Annotated in this window: 19 protein-coding genes; 6 read left to right on the top strand and 13 right to left on the bottom strand. The window is 70.3% G+C overall.

From position 1 onward, the window contains the following. The 4 genes from coaA to BHU15_RS30665 all read left to right on the top strand — a co-directional run. The coding region (gene coaA, locus BHU15_RS30680) for a type I pantothenate kinase (RefSeq protein WP_069630118.1) at positions 1-933 on the top strand (933 nt) is incomplete at its 5' end. Between the two features lie 21 nt (positions 934-954). Continuing rightward, positions 955-1896, top strand: coding sequence for a DUF389 domain-containing protein (locus tag BHU15_RS30675; protein ID WP_069630117.1), 942 nt, complete (start codon positions 955-957; stop codon positions 1894-1896). 106 nt (positions 1897-2002) lie between these two features. Then, positions 2003-3214, top strand: coding sequence for a sensor histidine kinase (locus BHU15_RS30670; protein WP_079128475.1), 1212 nt, complete (start codon positions 2003-2005; stop codon positions 3212-3214). Positions 3215-3238: 24 nt separating this feature from the next. After that, entirely contained in the window at positions 3239-3955 is a 717-nt protein-coding gene (locus tag BHU15_RS30665) for a response regulator (protein WP_247748689.1), read from the top strand. Between the two features lie 213 nt (positions 3956-4168). Here BHU15_RS30665 and BHU15_RS30660 read toward each other — a convergent pair whose 3' ends face one another. Continuing rightward, positions 4169-4627, bottom strand: coding sequence for a prevent-host-death family protein (locus BHU15_RS30660; protein WP_069630116.1), 459 nt, complete (start codon positions 4625-4627; stop codon positions 4169-4171). Between the two features lie 154 nt (positions 4628-4781). Between BHU15_RS30660 and BHU15_RS30655 the strand changes: the two genes are divergently transcribed. Then, positions 4782-5690 carry a trypsin-like serine peptidase gene (locus tag BHU15_RS30655; protein ID WP_069630115.1) on the top strand — a complete coding sequence of 303 codons (909 nt, stop codon included), beginning with the start codon at positions 4782-4784 and terminating at the stop codon, positions 5688-5690. A gap of 55 nt (positions 5691-5745) precedes the next feature. On the opposite strand, the gene glmM is transcribed toward BHU15_RS30655, so the two are convergent. The 4 genes from glmM to BHU15_RS30635 all read right to left on the bottom strand — a co-directional run bounded on the left by glmM (position 5746) and on the right by BHU15_RS30635 (position 10192). Next, positions 5746-7104: a phosphoglucosamine mutase gene (gene glmM, locus BHU15_RS30650; RefSeq protein WP_023539317.1), complete on the bottom strand. Its 1359-nt coding sequence runs from the start codon at positions 7102-7104 to the stop codon at positions 5746-5748. 211 nt (positions 7105-7315) lie between these two features. Continuing rightward, complete coding sequence (rpsI, locus tag BHU15_RS30645) at positions 7316-7843, bottom strand: 30S ribosomal protein S9 (RefSeq protein ID WP_023539318.1); 528 nt, start codon at positions 7841-7843, stop codon at positions 7316-7318. A gap of 42 nt (positions 7844-7885) precedes the next feature. Beyond that, positions 7886-8329 (bottom strand): 50S ribosomal protein L13, encoded by a 444-nt coding sequence (rplM, locus tag BHU15_RS30640; protein ID WP_023539319.1) that lies wholly within the window; start codon positions 8327-8329, stop codon positions 7886-7888. A 231-nt stretch (positions 8330-8560) separates the two neighbouring features. Further along, positions 8561-10192 carry an ABC-F family ATP-binding cassette domain-containing protein gene (locus BHU15_RS30635; RefSeq protein ID WP_069630114.1) on the bottom strand — a complete coding sequence of 544 codons (1632 nt, stop codon included), beginning with the start codon at positions 10190-10192 and terminating at the stop codon, positions 8561-8563. A gap of 86 nt (positions 10193-10278) precedes the next feature. On the opposite strand from BHU15_RS30635, the gene BHU15_RS30630 reads away from it, so the two are divergent. After that, positions 10279-11166: a hypothetical protein gene (locus tag BHU15_RS30630; RefSeq protein WP_069630113.1), complete on the top strand. Its 888-nt coding sequence runs from the start codon at positions 10279-10281 to the stop codon at positions 11164-11166. Here the strand turns inward: BHU15_RS30630 and truA are convergent. The 8 genes from truA to map form a co-directional block, all read right to left on the bottom strand. Beyond that, on the bottom strand, positions 11134-12033 hold the full coding sequence (gene truA / locus BHU15_RS30625) for a tRNA pseudouridine(38-40) synthase TruA (protein ID WP_069630112.1): 900 nt from the start codon (positions 12031-12033) through the stop codon (positions 11134-11136). The two genes, BHU15_RS30630 and truA, sit on opposite strands and share 33 nt — an antisense overlap. A gap of 87 nt (positions 12034-12120) precedes the next feature. Continuing rightward, complete coding sequence (gene rplQ, locus BHU15_RS30620) at positions 12121-12648, bottom strand: 50S ribosomal protein L17 (RefSeq protein ID WP_023539323.1); 528 nt, start codon at positions 12646-12648, stop codon at positions 12121-12123. Between the two features lie 82 nt (positions 12649-12730). Continuing rightward, positions 12731-13753, bottom strand: coding sequence for a DNA-directed RNA polymerase subunit alpha (locus BHU15_RS30615; RefSeq protein WP_003956430.1), 1023 nt, complete (start codon positions 13751-13753; stop codon positions 12731-12733). Between the two features lie 280 nt (positions 13754-14033). After that, positions 14034-14438, bottom strand: a complete 405-nt coding sequence (gene rpsK, locus BHU15_RS30610; RefSeq protein WP_003956432.1) for a 30S ribosomal protein S11 — start codon at positions 14436-14438, stop codon at positions 14034-14036. Between the two features lie 64 nt (positions 14439-14502). Then, a complete protein-coding gene (gene rpsM, locus BHU15_RS30605) occupies positions 14503-14883 on the bottom strand; it encodes a 30S ribosomal protein S13 (protein WP_023539324.1) in 381 nt (126 codons plus the stop codon). Between the two features lie 186 nt (positions 14884-15069). After that, on the bottom strand, positions 15070-15183 hold the full coding sequence (gene rpmJ, locus BHU15_RS30600; protein ID WP_003956441.1) for a 50S ribosomal protein L36: 114 nt from the start codon (positions 15181-15183) through the stop codon (positions 15070-15072). Between the two features lie 55 nt (positions 15184-15238). After that, complete coding sequence (infA, locus tag BHU15_RS30595) at positions 15239-15460, bottom strand: translation initiation factor IF-1 (RefSeq protein WP_003956442.1); 222 nt, start codon at positions 15458-15460, stop codon at positions 15239-15241. 312 nt (positions 15461-15772) lie between these two features. Beyond that, positions 15773-16609 (bottom strand): type I methionyl aminopeptidase, encoded by an 837-nt coding sequence (gene map / locus BHU15_RS30590; protein WP_069630120.1) that lies wholly within the window; start codon positions 16607-16609, stop codon positions 15773-15775. Positions 16610-16729: the final 120 nt, after the last annotated feature.

Genomic DNA, 16729 nt, shown 5'->3' with positions numbered 1-16729 from the left:
GATCTCAGCCGCGCCGAGTGGAGTGCGCTGCGCGACAAGACGCCGCTGCCGCTCACCGCCGATGAGGTCGAGCGGCTGCGCGGGCTCGGGGACGTCATCGATCTGGACGAGGTGCGGGACGTCTATCTGCCGGTCTCCCGGCTGCTCAACCTGTACGTGCAGGCCACCGGTCAGCTCCGGGGCGCGCTCAACACCTTCCTCGGCGACGCGGGCAACGGCCACGGCGCCCAGCGCGGCACGCCCTTCGTCATAGGGGTCGCCGGGAGCGTGGCCGTCGGGAAGTCGACCGTCGCGCGGCTCCTCCAGGCGCTGCTCGCCCGCTGGCCCGAGCACCCGCGCGTGGAGCGCGTGACCACCGACGGGTTCCTGCTGCCGATGAAGGAGCTCCAGGCGCGCGGGCTGATGTCGCGGAAGGGGTTCCCGGAGTCGTACGACCGCCGGGCGCTGACCCGCTTCGTCGCCGACATCAAGGCCGGCAAGGACGAGGTGACCGCGCCGGTCTACTCGCATCTGAAGTACGACATCGTGCCGGGCGAGCTGCTGACCGTACGCCGCCCCGACATCCTCATCGTCGAGGGCCTCAACGTCCTCCAGCCCGCCCTCCCGGGCCAGGACGGCCGCACCCGTGTCGGGCTGGCCGACTTCTTCGACTTCAGCGTGTACGTCGACGCGCGCGCCGAGGACATCGAGAGCTGGTATCTGAACCGCTTCCGCGAGCTGCGCGAGACGGCCTTCCAGAACCCGTCCTCGTACTTCCGCAAGTACACCCAGGTCTCCGAGGAGGAGGCGCTCGACTACGCGCGCACCACCTGGCGCACCGTCAACCGGCTCAATCTGCTGGAGAACGTCGCGCCCACCCGCAGCCGTGCCACCCTGGTCGTCCGCAAGGGCGCCGACCACAAGGTCCAGCGCCTGTCACTCCGCAAGCTCTGAGCGAGCGTCTGAGAGCCACCCGTGCTGCATCTGCGCCTGATCGTCCCCGCCGACATGACCGAAGAGGTCGTACGTACGGTGGAAGGCACCGTCGGCACCACCCACCTGGTCGTCGTGCCCGGCGCCGCCCGTGACCCGGCGGGCGATCTCGTCATGTGCGACGTCGCGCGCGAGGCCGGCGACGGGCTCATCGCCGACCTGTGCGCGCTGGGCATCGACAAGAGCGGTTCGATCGCCGTCGAGGACATCGAGCTGTCGCTGTCCCGGCGCGCCGACCGGGCGGAGGAGGACGCGCCGGGCGAGGGCGCGGACGCCGTGCTGTGGGACCAGCTGGTTGAGGCGACGCACGAGGAGTCCACCCTCTCCGTCACGTATCTCGCCTTCCTCGCCGTCGCGACGATGATCGCCGCGTGCGGTGTGGTGCTGGACAACGCGATCCTGATCGTCGGCGCGATGGCCGTGGGGCCGGAGTTCGGGCCACTCGCCGGGATCTGTACGGCGGTTGTACGGCGCTCCGCGCGGCTCGCCCTGCGTTCACTGGCCGCGCTGATTGTCGGGTTCGCGGCGGCGATGGTGCTGACGACCGGCTTCAGCCTGCTGATGACCGCGCTCGGCCTGTTCAGCAAGTCCATGCTGGACGCCGACCGCCCGAACACGTCCTTCGTCTACGCCCCCGACCTGTTCTCGTTCGTGGTGGCGATCCTGGCGGGCGTGGCCGGGATGCTCTCCCTCACCTCGGCCAAGTCCGGTCTGCTGGTGGGCGTGGCCATCTCGGTCACCACCGTCCCCGCCGCCGCCAACGCCGCGGTCGCTCTCGGCTACGGGGACTTCAAGCAGGTCTGGGGCTCCAGCGTCCAACTCCTCGTCAACCTGGCCGGGATCGTGCTCGCGGGAACGCTCACGCTGGTGATCCAGCGCCACCTCTGGAAGAAGACCCGGGCCCGCTCCCCCCTCAGAGGCTGACCCGACTCCCCGGCCCCGGCTCTCCGGCCCCGGCTCCCCGGCCTGGCAGCCGGGTCGGCCATTCGGCCGACCCGCCGGACGGCCCGCGTTGGCTAGTCTGCGCGGGGTGAACGCGCCTTCCCCGCCGACCGCGGACCCGCCGAAGACCGCTCCGCCTCGCCCTTCGTCCGGCCAGCGGGCGCTGACCGTCGCCCTGTACACGGTGCTCACCGCGGTGTGGCTGGGCGACGTGGTGTCCACCGGGGGGCTGCGCACCGCCGAGCGCGGCTGGCTGCTGCCTCTGGTGTCCGGGCCGCTGGCCGCCGTACTGCTGCAACTGCCCTACCGGTACCTGTCCCTGCGACGGCGCGCCTGGGCCGCGGCGTGCGGTTCGACCGTGCTGACGGGGGTGATGGCGCTCAGGGACCTCGAATCCGGCGGAAACTGGGGGGTGCTGGAGTCGGTGTGCCTGCTCATCCTGCTCGCTCGGGCCTGCCGGCGGATCAGCCGGCCGTACGTCGCCGTCGCGCTGGGGATCGCGGTGCTCCTCGGCCCGCTGCGGCTGAACATTCCGCACATGCTGCCGGTCTCCTTCTCGCTCACCTTCGCCATCGGCGCGGCCGTCGCCCTCGGCTGCTATCTCCGCGTACAGGACGGGTACCAGGTGCGCGCGGTGGACCGGGTGCGGCAGGCGGAGCGGATGGAACTGGCCAGAGAACTCCACGACTTCGTCGCCCACCACGTGACCGGCATCGTCGTGCAGGCGAACGCGGGGCTGGCCGTCCGGGCGACGGCGCCGGAACACATCGAACCGATCCTGGAGAACATCCAGAAGTCCGGTATGGAGACGCTGGATTCCATGCGCCGCCTGGTGCGGGTGCTGCGGGAGGTCGACGGCACACCGCAGCGGCCCGGCGAACTCTTCACCGAACTGGCCGGCCTGGTCTCCGGCTTCTGCGGTGGCGAGGACGGCATGGACGCCACGCTCACGGTGGCCGCCACCGCCCGCTCGGCGCGACTCGCGCCCGAGGTGGAGCTCTCCGTGCACCGCGTGGTGCAGGAGTCACTGACCAACGCGCGGCGGCACGCCCCCGGGGCACTGGTGGCCGTACGGGTGGACACGGTGGACGGACGGCTGCGGGTGGAGATCAGCAACACGCCACCGCCCGCACCGCCCGCGCCGTCACCGGTCGGAGGGCGCGGGGGCTTCGGGATGGTGGGGCTCCGGGAGCGGGTGGCGGCGGTCGAGGGGCTGCTGGAGGCGGGCAGCACACCGGAGGGCGGCTGGCGGGTCGTCGGCGTCTTCCCCGCGCTGGAGATGGCGGGATCGGCCGCCTGAGGCGGACATGGCAGGATCGGCCGGGTGAGTGAGACGACCGCGGCGGACAGCACGGCGTCCTCGGTGACCCGGGTGCTCATCGCCGACGACCAGCACCTGGTCCGTACAGGGTTCCGGCTGATCCTGGACGCTCAGCCGGACATCGAGGTGGTGGGCGAGGCGCCCGACGGCGTCACCTGCGTGGAGATGGCCGGACGGCTACGGCCGGACGTGTGCCTGGTCGACATCAGGATGCCCGCGCTCGACGGCCTGGAGGTCACCCGCGTCCTGGCCGGACCCGAGTCGGCCGACCGGATGCGTGTCGTCGTGATCACCACCTTCGACCAGGACGACTACGTCAGCCGGGCGCTGCACCACGGCGCCTGCGGTTTCCTGCTGAAGGACGCCAGTCCCGCGCTGCTCATCGAGGCGGTACGGGCCGCGCGACGCGGGGACGCGCTGATCTCCCCCGCGGTCACCGTACGGCTGCTGCGTCAATTGGAGGGCCGGCGCGGTCCGTCCGCCTCCGGCGGCCGTGCCCCGGCAGCGGCGCTGACGGCGCGTGAGCTGGACGTCGCACGGCTGGTCGCGGTGGGGCGCACCAACCAGGAGATCTGCGCAGACCTGTTCCTGTCGCTCGGGACGGTCAAGACGCATCTGACCAACATCCAGTCCAAGCTGACCGTGCGCAACCGGGTGGAGATCGCGGCGTGGGCGTGGGCGACGGGCGTGGTCTCGGGGTACTCCGGCCTCCCGGAGTGACACGGGCCCGGTCGCGCGGGGCAGGGAAGGCGCGCGGGGCAGGGAAGCCCCGGGGAGGAGCCCGTATCGGCCGTCCGGCCGAAGTGCCGTACGGCGCCGACGCGACACCGGATCGCCGCGCTGGACGCGCTGGACGCGCTGCGCGGCTTCGCGCTCTGCGGCATCCCGGCGATCCCGGCCATCCCGGCCGTCCCGGCACCGGACAGGAGCCGCTCAGCCGCCCGTCGGGGGCTCGCCGGCGGGGGCCTGCCGGGCGAGGAAGTCGGCGAACGCCGCCGACTGCTTCGGCTCCATGTACCCCTGGCGGCCGTACCGCGCCCGCTCCTCCAGCCGGTTGAGATCGTCCGCGAGCCGCAGCTCGACCACGACCGCCCGGCCCCGGGTGAAGGTCGTACGCACTCCGTCCGCGTGCACGTACCTGGTGTACGGGCCCTGCCGCTCCGGACCCGGCGGGCGCTCCGGTGCCGCGTCCGGGAGGGGGAGCGGGTCGCTGTCGTGCCGTCGGGCCCAGTACTCCAGCTCGGCCAGCTCGGCCGCCGGGAGGAGTACGCGCGGCTGCCCGCCGTCGTCCGTCGTGACGCTCACGCGCTCGCCGGTCTCCTCGACCAGGGCGATCAGGGCGACCAGCCGCCCGAATTCCTCGACGACGTCTGTCAGTTCCACGGTTCTCATACGTCCCCACGGTAGCCACCGCACCCGCCGCGGCCACGGGCACGCTCCTGTCACAGGTCGGCGACAGCGCAACCGAACCGGCGGCCCGCCCTCTCTTGAAGACCGGCCGGACAGCACCGGTCCGCTGCCCGTACCGACCGAGGAGATCCCCGCCATGTCAGAGACATCAACTCCCGCGATCCGGCGCCTTCGTGGCCCTGGCGCGGGACTCGTCGTGGCCGGCACGGCCCTCGCCCTGCTCACGACAGCGGCGGTCACAGCCCCCGCCTCGGCCGCGCCCAACCCGGTCTCCGTCCTGACGTACACCGCCAAGGAACGGAAGGAAGCCCTCGCGTACTGGACCCCCGCCCGGATCAAGGCCGTCGGCAAGTCCGTGGACCTCGGCCCGACCGGGCCCAAGGCCAAGCCGTACAAGGGCACCGCGCTGAAGACCGTGGGCCGGCTGTTCTTCGTCAACGCGAGCGGCGCCGACACCTGGTGCACGGCCACCGCCGTCAAGAGCGCCAACCGCTCCGCCGCGATGACCGCAGCCCACTGCGTACGCCGCGGCTCGTCCCCCGGCAACACCAACACCGCGATGGTGTTCGTCCCCGGCTACCACCAGGGCAAGATGCCGTACGGCACGTTCGCGGTCCGCACCGCCGCGACCCCCCGCACCTGGGAGAACGACTCCGTCAACGACATCTCGGCGCTCACGGTCGACGCCGACAAGAAGGGCCGCGAGCTCACCGACGTCGTCGGAGGCCAGGCCATCGCCTTCAACCGCGCCCTCGGCGGCACCGTCTCCGCGCTCGGCTACTCGGCGACCCGCCCGCAGCGCGGCGAGGAACTGCTGCGCTGCGTCGGCAGGACGAAGAAGGAGCACGGCACGCAGGTCATCCCCTGCGATCTGACCGGCGGCGCGAGCGGCGGCCCGTGGCTGGCCGGCTTCAGCACCACCACCGGCAAGGGCACCCTGGTCTCGGTCAACGCCTCGCTGGACTCCCTGACACCGACCAAGATGTACGGAGAGATCCTGGGCGCCACGGCCAAGAAGGTCTACGACCGCGCCCAGAAGGTCTGAGAGACGGGGGCCGGGGGCCGGAACCCGGCCCCCACCTCCCCGTCAGCCAACTCCCCTACCCCAGCGCCGACTTCACGACATCCGCCAGCCGCCCCGCGACCGCGCGCGCCTGCTCGATGTCGGCCGCCTCCACCATCACCCGTACCAGCGGCTCCGTACCCGAGGGCCGCAGCAGCACCCGGCCCGTCGACCCGAGCTGGTGCTCGGCCTCCGACACCGCCGTCGCCAGCTCGGCCGACGTCGTGACGCGCGACTTGTCGACGTCCCGTACGTTCGTCAGCACCTGCGGCAGCCGCCGCATCACGCCCGCGAGGTCGGCCAGCGAACGGCCCGTGGCCGCCACCCGCGCCGCCAGCATCAGACCGGTCAGCGTGCCGTCGCCGGTCGTCGCGTGGTCGAGGACGATGACGTGCCCGGACTGCTCGCCGCCGAGCGCGTAACCGTGCTCCTTCATCGACTCCAGCACATAACGGTCGCCGACCGCCGTCTGGACGAGGGTGATGCCCTCACGCTCCATCGCGATCTTGAAGCCGAGGTTGGACATCACCGTCCCGACTACCGCCTCGCCGCGCAGCGTGCCCGCCTCGCGCATGGCGAGGGCCAGCACGGCGAGGATCTGGTCGCCGTCGACCTCCGCGCCGGTCGCGTCCACGGCCAGGCAGCGGTCGGCGTCACCGTCGTGCGCGATGCCGAGGTCCGCGCCGTGCTCGACCACTGCGGCCTTGAGCAGGTCCAGGTGGGTGGAGCCGCAGCCGTCGTTGATGTTCAGGCCGTCGGGCTCGGCGCCGATGGTGACGATCTCCGCGCCGGCGCGCGTGAACGCCTCCGGCGACACGCGGGCGGCGGCGCCGTGCGCCTCGTCCAGGACGACCTTGAGCCCGTCGAGCCGGTTCGGCAGCACGCCGATGAGGTGCGCGACGTACTGGTCGAAGCCCTCGTCGTACTCCCGGACCCGGCCCACGCCGGCGCCGGTCGGCCGCCCCCACGGGGCACCCGTGCGGTGCTCGTCGTAGACGGCCTCGATACGGTCCTCCAGCTCGTCGGCGAGCTTGTGACCGCCGCGCGCGAAGAACTTGATGCCGTTGTCCGGCATGGCGTTGTGGCTCGCGGACAGCATCACGCCGAGGTCGGCGCCCAGCGCGCCGGTGAGATACGCCACCGCGGGGGTGGGCAGCACACCGACGCGCAGGACGTCCACGCCCGCGCTCGCGAGACCCGCCACCACGGCGGCCTCCAGGAACTCACCGGAGGCGCGCGGATCACGCCCGACCACCGCCGTCGCCCGATGGCCCTCGAACGTGCCCGCCTCGGCGAGTACATGCGCCGCCGCGACCGAGAGGCCGAGCGCAAGCTCCGCCGTCAGATCCGCGTTGGCGACGCCGCGCACGCCGTCCGTGCCGAAGAGTCGTCCCACAGCTGTCCCTCCGAAAGTGCTCAGAAAATGCCCCGAAGAGCTTCGCCAAGATCCAAGGAGAACACGGGGATGGCCCGACGGATCGTCCAGGGGATCAGGAAAGCTCGGAAAACGAACGCCCCGGCAGCACAGAGTGCCGCCGGGGCGAACATATGCCATACATACGCCGTGAAGCCGCAAGGGCCATGGCGCGGTAAGGCCGAGCGAGCGTTTAGCGCTTGCTGTACTGCGGCGCCTTGCGGGCCTTCTTGAGACCGGCCTTCTTACGCTCGACGGCGCGGTCGTCGCGGCTCAGGAAGCCGGCCTTCTTCAGCGGGCCGCGGTTGTTGTCCACGTCCGCCTCGTTCAGCGAGCGGGCCACACCGAGGCGCAGCGCGCCGGCCTGGCCGGAGACGCCGCCACCCGAGATACGGGCGATGACGTCGTAGCGGTTGTCGAGCTCGAGCACCTTGAAGGGCTCGTTGACAGCCTGCTGGTGAACCTTGTTCGGGAAGTAGTCCTCGAGCGAACGCCCGTTGATCTTCCACTTGCCGGAGCCCGGAACGATCCGGACACGGGCGATGGCGTTCTTACGACGGCCCAGGCCGGCGGCCGGCTGGGGGTCGCCGAAGCGGGAAGCCAGGGACTCGGAGGTGTACTCGCCCTCGACCGGGGTCTCCGACTCGAAGGTCGTCACCTCGGCGAAGGTCTCCTCGCCCTCGGGGGCGTCCACGGGGGTCTCTGCAGTGGTCTCGGCCACGATGTTCCTCAGATTTCTTTTCGTCTTAGGCGGTGGCCGGAATTACTGCGCGACCTGGGTGATCTCGAACGGGACCGGCTGCTGAGCGGCGTGCGGGTGCTGGTCCCCCGCGTAGACCTTCAGCTTCGAGAGCATCTGACGGCCCAGGGTGTTCTTGGGGATCATGCCCTTGATGGCCTTTTCGACGGCCTTCTCGGGGTTCTTGGCCAGCAGCTCGTCGTAGCGGACGGAACGCAGACCACCCGGGTAGCCGGAGTGGCGGTACGCCATCTTCTGGGTCTTCTTGTTGCCGGACAGGTGCACCTTGTCGGCGTTGATGATGACGACGAAGTCGCCCATGTCCATGTGAGGGGCGTAGATCGGCTTGTGCTTGCCCCGGAGGAGGTTCGCTGCCGTAGTCGCCAGACGGCCCAGGACGATGTCCTGCGCGTCGATGATGTGCCACTGGCGCGTGACATCGCCGGGCTTGGGGCTGTACGTACGCACGGTCGTAGCCTTCGCTTCTTCAGTGAGTGGGTCCTGACAAGGCCACCCGGACGATCACGACAGCCCTGGCAGACATACGGGGACGCAACCCGTGCCTGCCGCTGGATCATCGGCCCGGTGGACCGGCGTAAGGGCCTCTCACGTGAGAATGAACAAGCCAATACGCATAACGAACCAGAAGGATACCCAGGGTGCGCCGTACGGGTCAAAACGAGGCCCGGCCCCGGGCGCCTAGCGCGCCCGTACCACCCGCCGTTCGTCCCACACCGGCTCCACCGTCTCCCGCACCACCCCGTCCGACCCGAAGACCAGATACCGGTCGAAGGTCTTCGCGAACCACCGGTCGTGCGTGACCGCCAGCACCGTCCCCTCGTACGCCTCAAGCCCGTCCTGCAGGGCCTCCGCCGACTCCAGGTCCAGGTTGTCCGTCGGCTCGTCGAGCAGCAGCGCCGTCGTCCCGCGCAGCTCCAGCAGCAGGATCTGGAAGCGCGCCTGCTGCCCGCCCGACAGCTTGTCGAACGGCTGGTCACCCTGCCGCTCCAGCTCGTAGCGCCGCAGCACGCTCATCGCGCCGCCCCGGTCCTTCGCGTGCTCGGTCCACAGGATGTCGACCAGGGGCCGCCCCAGCAGCTCCGGATGCGCGTGCGTCTGCGCGAAGTGGCCGGCCACGACGCGCGCGCCCAGCTTCCACGACCCCGTGTGCGCGACGGACGTGTCGCCCGCGAGGAGCCGCAGGAAGTGGGACTTGCCGGAGCCGTTCGACCCGAGGACCGCGATCCGCTCGCCGTAGAAGATCTCCAGCGAGAACGGCTTCATCAGCCCGGTCAGCTCCAGGTTCTCGCAGGTCACCGCCCGTACCCCGGTCCGGCCGCCCTTGAGCCGCATCCGGATGTCCTGCTCCCGCGGCGGCTCCGGCGGCGGTCCCGCGTCCTCGAATTTCTTGAAGCGCGTCTGCATCGCCCGGTAGCGCGAGGCCATGTCGGGGCTGATCGCCGCCTGCTGCCGCAGCCGCAGCACCAGCGCCTTCAGCCGCGCGTGTTCCTCGTCCCAGCGCCGCTTCAGCTCCTCGAAGCGCGCGAAGCGTTCCTTGCGGGCCTCGTGGTACGTACCGAACCCGCCGCCGTGCACCCACACGTCCGACCCGGCCGGACTCGGCTCCACGCTGACGATCTTCTCCGCCGCCCTGGCCAGCAGCTCCCGGTCGTGGGAGACGAACAGCACGGTCTTACGGGTCTCCCCCAGCCGCTCCTCCAGCCAGCGCTTGCCGGGTACGTCCAGGTAGTTGTCCGGCTCGTCCAGCAGCAGGACCTCGTCGGGCCCGCGCAGCAGTGCCTCCAGCACCAGCCGCTTCTGCTCGCCGCCCGACAGCGTGGTCAGCGCGCGGAACTGCGCCTTCTCGTACGGGACACCCAGCGCGGCCGTCGTGCACACGTCCCACAGGGTCTCGGCCTCGTACCCCCGCGCCTCCGCCCAGTCGCTGAGCGCCTGCGCGTACCGCATCTGCGCGGCCTCGTCGTCGACCGTCATGATCAGGTGCTCGGCCTCGTCCACCGCGCGGGCCGCCTCGCGGATCCGCGGCTGCGCGACCGAGACCAGCAGGTCACGGACCGTACGGTCGTCCCGCACCGAGCCCACGAACTGCGACATGACGCCGAGGCCGCCGCTGACCGTGACCTTCCCGCCGTGCGGCTGGAGCTCGCCGGCGATCAGCCGCAGCAGCGTCGTCTTCCCGGAGCCGTTGGCTCCGACCAGGGCGACCACGGCGCCCTCACCCACCCGGAACGAGGCGTCGCCGAGCAGCACCCGTCCGTCCGGTAGGTAGTACTCCAGGTGCGCGGCCTCTAGATGTCCCATGCTTCGCATTGTCAGGCCCAGACCCCCGCTCTCCCAACCGTTTTCCTCTCCGTCCCCGGAACCGGAACCCTCTCCCCCCGGTCTAAACTCCCGCCATGAGCTTTGGTCAAGGGGGGCCGTACGGGCCGCCGCCACAGGACCCGTTCGGATCGCGGGACCCGCAGGGGCAGACACCGGACTGGGCCGCGCTCGCCGACGCCTCCGCGCAGCGGGCACGTCGCAGGCGGTGGATGCTGATCGGCGGCGGCGCGCTGGCGACCGCGGCCGTCGCCGCGATCGTCGCGACGGCCGTCGTCACGATGAACGACGGCGGCGGTGGCGACCGCGCGAGCGACAAGAACTCCAGCGACCTGCCCGCGCCGCCCGGCCCGGCCACCGACAGCGCCGACCCCGGGCCGTCCTTCTCCGACGCCGTGCCGCTGCCGCCGCCGAACCCGAAGGACTTCATCTCCACCGAGGACAAGGACACGGCGCCGCTCAGCGCCGACACCCTCTTCCCCGGCTCGAAGCTGACGATGGGCGACCGCGTCTACGCGAAGGGCCCGACGAACCGCACCACGAACTGCGCCGGCGCCACCCAGGGCGCACTGGGCTCGATCCTCGCCGCCAACACCTGCGACCAGGTCATCCGCGCCACGTACACCCGGGACGGTACGGCGGTGACCGTCGGCGTCGCCGTCTTCTCCACCGAGACGCAGGCGCTGAAGGCGAAGAAGGAGGCCAGCGGCGGTCTGGCCTCGCTCTCCGGCTCGGGTGTCCCGACGTTCTGCCGGGGCGGCACGATCTGCCGCAAGACCACCAACTCGGTGGGCCGGTACGTGTACTTCACGGTCGGCGGCTTCATCAACGGCAAGGACGTCGTGAAGGGCGACCAGGAGGTCTTCGACACCGGCGACGACGTCGCGGAGTTCACGTTCCTCCAGATCCGCCGCCGAGGCGAGGCACAGGCGTCAGCCGCAGCCACCGCACCCGTCGAGGACTGACCCGGCGGCAGGGGCCCCCGCGGCCGGCAGGGTCCGCTTGTTGCGGGCCAGCCGGCCCCGCGCGGCGAGCTGGTCGTCGGCCGGGTAGCCGACCTCCTCCAGGGTCAGCCCGTGCGGCCGTACGACATGGACGGCCGAGTCCCGCACCCCGGCGGCCAGCACCTTCGCCGGCCACTCCACGGGCCGGTGCCCGTCGCCCACGAACAGCAGCGCGCCCACCAGCGACCGCACCATGTTGTGGCAGAACGCGTCGGCCCGCACGGTCGCGGTGACGACCCCGTGCGCGTCCCGCTCCCACTCCAGGCGCTGGAGCGTACGGATCGTCGTCGCGCCCTCGCGCTTCTTGCAGTACGCGGCGAAGTCGTGCTCTCCGAGCAGCCCGGCCGACGCCGCGTTCATCGCGTCCACGTCCAACGCCCAGTCGTGCCACAGGACATGGCTGCGCAGCAGCGGGTCGACACCGCCGGGGTCGTCGGTGACCCGGTAGGCGTAGCGGCGCCAGATCGCCGAGAAACGGGCGTTGAAGCCCGCCGGGGCCTCCTCGGCCCGCCACACCCGTACATCGTGCGCCAGACGCCCCGCGAGGCGCCGCAGCAGCCGCTCCCGGTGCTCGGCCCACAGCTCGGCGGGCAGATCGACGTGCGCGACCTGTCCGCGCGCGTGGACACCCGCGTCGGTGCGCCCCGCGACGGTCAGGTCGTACGTACGGTCCGACCGCGTGACGATCCTCAGCGCGTCCTCGATGTCCCCCTGGACGGTCCGCCGGGTGGCCTGCCGTGCCCAGCCGGAGAAGTCCTTCCCGTCGTAACTCAGATCGAGCCGCACCCGTACGAATCCGGGCGCCGCTCCCTCGATGTCCTCACTCACCCGCGGCTTCTCCTCCTGGAACGGGAACGGGCCCGCACCGCCCCTACGGGGTGATGCGGGCCCGCCCTGCGACCTTGAACAATCAGGTCAGGCGTCCTTGGACTCGTCCTTCGAGTCGTCCTTGGACTCCGCCTCGACCGGCTTGGCGTCCTCGACGGGAGCGTCCTCCTTGGAGAGCGCGTCCTTCTTGAGGGCGTCCTCCTTGACGGCGCGCTTCGTCGCGGCCTCGGCCTCACCGGTGGCCTTCTGCGCCACGGTCAGCGCCTCGACCAGCTCGATGACCGCCATCGGGGCGTTGTCGCCACGGCGGGGGCCGATCTTGGTGATGCGGGTGTAGCCACCGGGGCGGTTCTCGTAACGCGGAGCGATCTCGGTGAACAGCGTGTGCACGATGCTCTTGTCCGTGATCGTCTGGAGAACGAGGCGACGGTTGTGGATGTCGCCCTTCTTCGCCTTGGTGACCAGACGCTCGGCGACCGGACGCAGGCGGCGGGCCTTGGCCTCGGTCGTCGTGATCTTGCCGTGCTCGAACAGCGCCTTCGCGAGGTTCGCGAGAAGCAGCCGCTCGTGCGCGGCGCTGCCGCCCAGACGGGCACCCTTGGCGGGCTTCGGCATGGTGTTACTCCTTCATATCTGCACCGGCCGTATCAGGTACCGGTGTCAGTTCCCCGCGAACGGCCGTCCGCGGAAAGGCTTTTCAGTACTGCTCGGTCTCCACGAACCCGGCGTCCGCGTCGTCGTCCGCGCCGAACGCGTCCGCGGCGGCGGTCGGGTCGAATCCGGGCGGGCTGTCCTTGAGGGCCAGGCCCATGCCGGCCAGCTTCGCCTTGACCTCGTCGATCGACTTGGCGCCGAAGTTACGGATGTCGAGCAGGTCCGCCTCGGACCGCGCCACGAGCTCACCCACGGAGTGGATGCCCTCGCGCTTGAGGCAGTTGTACGACCGAACGGTGAGCTCCAGCTCCTCGATCGGCAGGGCGAGATCGGCGGCGAGCGCCGCGTCCGTCGGCGACGGGCCCATGTCGATGCCCTCGGCGTCGATGTTGAGCTCGCGCGCCAGGCCGAACAGCTCGACCAGCGTCTTGCCGGCGGACGCCATGGCGTCGCGGGGGCGCATGGCCTGCTTGGTCTCGACGTCGACGATCAGCTTGTCGAAGTCGGTGCGCTGCTCGACACGGGTCGCCTCGACCTTGTACGTGACCTTGAGCACCGGCGAGTAGATGGAGTCGACCGGGATCCGGCCGATCTCCTGGCCCACCTGCTTGTTCTGGACGGCGGAGACGTAGCCGCGACCGCGCTCGACGGTCAGCTCCATCTCCAGCTTGCCCTTGCCGTTCAGCGTCGCCAGGACGAGGTCCGGGTTGTGGACCTCGACACCGGCCGGAGGCGCGATGTCGGCGGCGGTGACCAGGCCGGGACCCTGCTTGCGCAGGTACATCACGACCGGCTCGTCGTGCTCCGAGGAGACGACGAGCTGCTTGATGTTGAGGATGAGGTCGGTGACGTCCTCCTTGACGCCCGGCACGGTGGTGAACTCGTGCAGGACCCCGTCGATCCGGATGCTGGTGACAGCGGCTCCGGGGATCGAGGAGAGGAGCGTACGACGCAGAGAGTTACCGAGCGTGTAGCCGAAACCCGGCTCCAGGGGCTCGATCACGAACCGCGAGCGGTATTCGTCGACGACCTCTTCGGTCAGCGACGGACGCTGAGCGATAAGCATGGAAATGCCTCCAGTCTTGGCACCCGCTATTTGATGCCAACAGAACAAGGGTACGGGCTTTCCCGTCATCCCCAGTGGATCAGCGACCGGCGTCGGATGCGGTCAGTCGCAAGGCGGCGGGACATCCTCATAGTGGTGCTATGTGGATGTTTCGCCAACGCGGCGAGTGGCCGTAGCCGGCGTCGGGAGCCCGCTGGGGATGGCGGGAGAGCCCGAGCGGGCGGTACGGGACGAAGGCCCCGTACCGCCCGCGATCCGCACCCTCAGGGGGTGCGAAGAATCAAACGCGGCGACGCTTCGGGGGGCGGCAGCCGTTGTGCGGGGTGGGGGTGACGTCCTGGATCGAACCCACCTCCAGGCCGGTGGCCTGGAGCGAGCGGATCGCGGTCTCACGGCCGGAGCCGGGACCCTTGACGAAGACGTCGACCTTGCGCATGCCGTGCTCCTGCGCGCGGCGGGCGGCCGACTCGGCGGCCATCTGCGCGGCGAAGGGGGTGGACTTGCGCGAGCCCTTGAAGCCGACGTGGCCGGCGGAGGCCCAGGAGATCACGTTGCCCGAGGGGTCCGTGATCGAGACGATGGTGTTGTTGAACGTGCTCTTGATGTGGGCGTGCCCATGAGCGACGTTCTTCTTTTCCTTGCGGCGCACCTTCTTGGCAGCGCCCTGACGACCCTTGGGGGGCATCTATTACTCCTACGGGAGGTGGTCGGTCCTACAGCGAAGACCGCTGATGAGCGTCCGCTGAGGACTACTTCTTGCCCGGCTTCTTCTTGCCGGCGATGGCGCGACGCGGACCCTTGCGGGTACGTGCGTTCGTGCTCGTGCGCTGGCCGTGGACCGGCAGGCCGCGACGGTGACGCAGACCCTGGTAGCAGCCGATCTCCACCTTGCGGCGGATGTCGGCCTGGATCTCGCGACGGAGGTCACCCTCGGTCTTGAGATTCACGTCCACGTACTCACGGAGCTTGACGAGGTCTTCCTCGGCAAGGTCGCGGACACGGACGTTCGGGTCGACGCCGGTGGCGGCGAGGGCCTCCTTGGACCGGGTGCGCCCGATGCCGAAGACATAGGTGAGGGCGACCTCGACGCGCTTTTCGCGCGGGAGGTCAACGCCTGCGAGGCGTGCCATGCATGGCTCCTGTGTGATTTCGGAGGTCTTCCGCAGTGACTCTCCCGGACGGTCGTGCTCTCTCCGGGTCCCCGGCCTCCGCCGGAGGTGTCGGCGCCATCAGCTGGTGCGGATGACGTCGGACACTGCGTATATACGTTGTCGCTCGCGTCGCGCGAAGTACTGCGAGATGCAGGGGGTCGTACGTCAGCCCTGGCGCTGCTTGTGGCGCAGGTTGTCGCAGATGACCATGACCCGGCCGTGACGGCGGATCACCTTGCACTTGTCGCAGATCTTCTTGACGCTCGGCTTGACCTTCATGGTGTGAGGTTCTCCGGGTCAGTGCCGGCACCCCGGAAAGGGGGTGAGGCAAGATCTACTTGTATCGGTAGACGATCCGGCCACGCGTCAGGTCGTAGGGAGACAGCTCCACCACTACCCGGTCATCGGGCAGGATCCGGATGTAGTGCATCCGCATCTTGCCGCTGATGTGCGCGAGGACCTTGTGACCGTTCTGGAGCTCCACCTTGAACATGGCGTTCGGGAGAGACTCGATCACGGTGCCCTCAATTTCGATGGCACCTTGCTTCTTGGCCACGCTTCGCCCTTCGAATCGGCTACCTTGGTCGATTCTGGACCCCCGTATGTGGACACACGGGTACACCAGAGCCGACGCGTCAGTCTACGGCAGGGCACTCGAAAACACGAATCGTTGAGTTTGCCCACCCTGGGAGATCGTCAACCCCCCGATCTCCCGCCCCACCCGTACGGCCCAGGAGCGGTGCCGCCCCGTCACGCCAGGGGGACTGATCCTCTCAACGCCCCGCTCGCGGGCTCGGCGCCAGGGCGCCTCACAAGCTTCGCGCGGCTGCGCCGGACTCCGTCCGGCCGACCGGGCCGGACCACCCCGTCACGCCAGGGGATCCGGCGCAGCTGTCACGCCCAGTTCCGCCAGCTTCGCCTTGCCGCCGTCGACCGACGTAAGGACCAGGGGGCCGTCCTCCGTCAGGGCGACCGAGTGCTCCCAGTGCGAGGACCACGTGCCGTCGGTCGTGATGACCGTCCACTCGTCGGCAAGGACCTCGGTGTGCGGCGTGCCGAGCGATACCATCGGCTCGATCGCCAGGCAGAAGCCGGGCACCAGCTTCGGACCCTTGCCGCGCTTGCGTGAGACGTAGTTCAGCAGGTGCGGGTCCATGTGCATCTGGCTGCCGATGCCGTGGCCGCCGTAGTCCTCGACGATCCCGTACTTGCCGCCGCCGGGCTTCGGCTGGCGGCGGATGTACGTCTCGATCGCCCGGGAGACGTCGACCAGCCGGGCACCGAGCCGCATCGCGGCGATCCCGGCCCACATCGACTCCTCCGTCACCCGCGAGAGCTCGACCAGCTCCGGGGCGTGACCGTCGCCGACGAACGCGGTGAAGGCCGCGTCGCCGTGCCAGCCGTCCACGATCGCGCCGGCGTCGACGGAGATGATGTCGCCGTCCTTCAGTACGGTCTTGGTGTCCGGGATCCCGTGCACCACCACCTCGTTGACCGAGGTGCAGATCGTCGCGGGGAACCCGCCGTAGCCAAGGAAGTTGGGCTTCGCGCCGTGCTCGGCGAGGACCTTGCGCGCGACCTCGTCCAGGTCCTTCGTGGTGGCGCCCGGCACCGCGGCCTCGCCGGTCGCCGCGTGGATCGCCGCGACGACCAGCCCGGCCTCACGCATCTTCGCGATCTGCTCGGGGGTCTTGATCTCCACCATGACGGCGGCCTGCCTCACTCGGTCGAAGAAGGAATGCTGTCTCTGTCGGCGTCCGCGACGGGACACCTACGGTAGCCGGACAGCAGTACGGCCGTGGTGCCCGCTACGGGGCGCCCCGGC

Source organism: Streptomyces niveus, assembly GCF_001723055.1.
GTDB classification, from domain to species: domain Bacteria; phylum Actinomycetota; class Actinomycetes; order Streptomycetales; family Streptomycetaceae; genus Streptomyces; species Streptomyces niveus.
The sequence above is the reverse complement of the archived record's forward strand: the minus strand, read 5'-3'. Positions and strand labels throughout refer to the sequence as shown.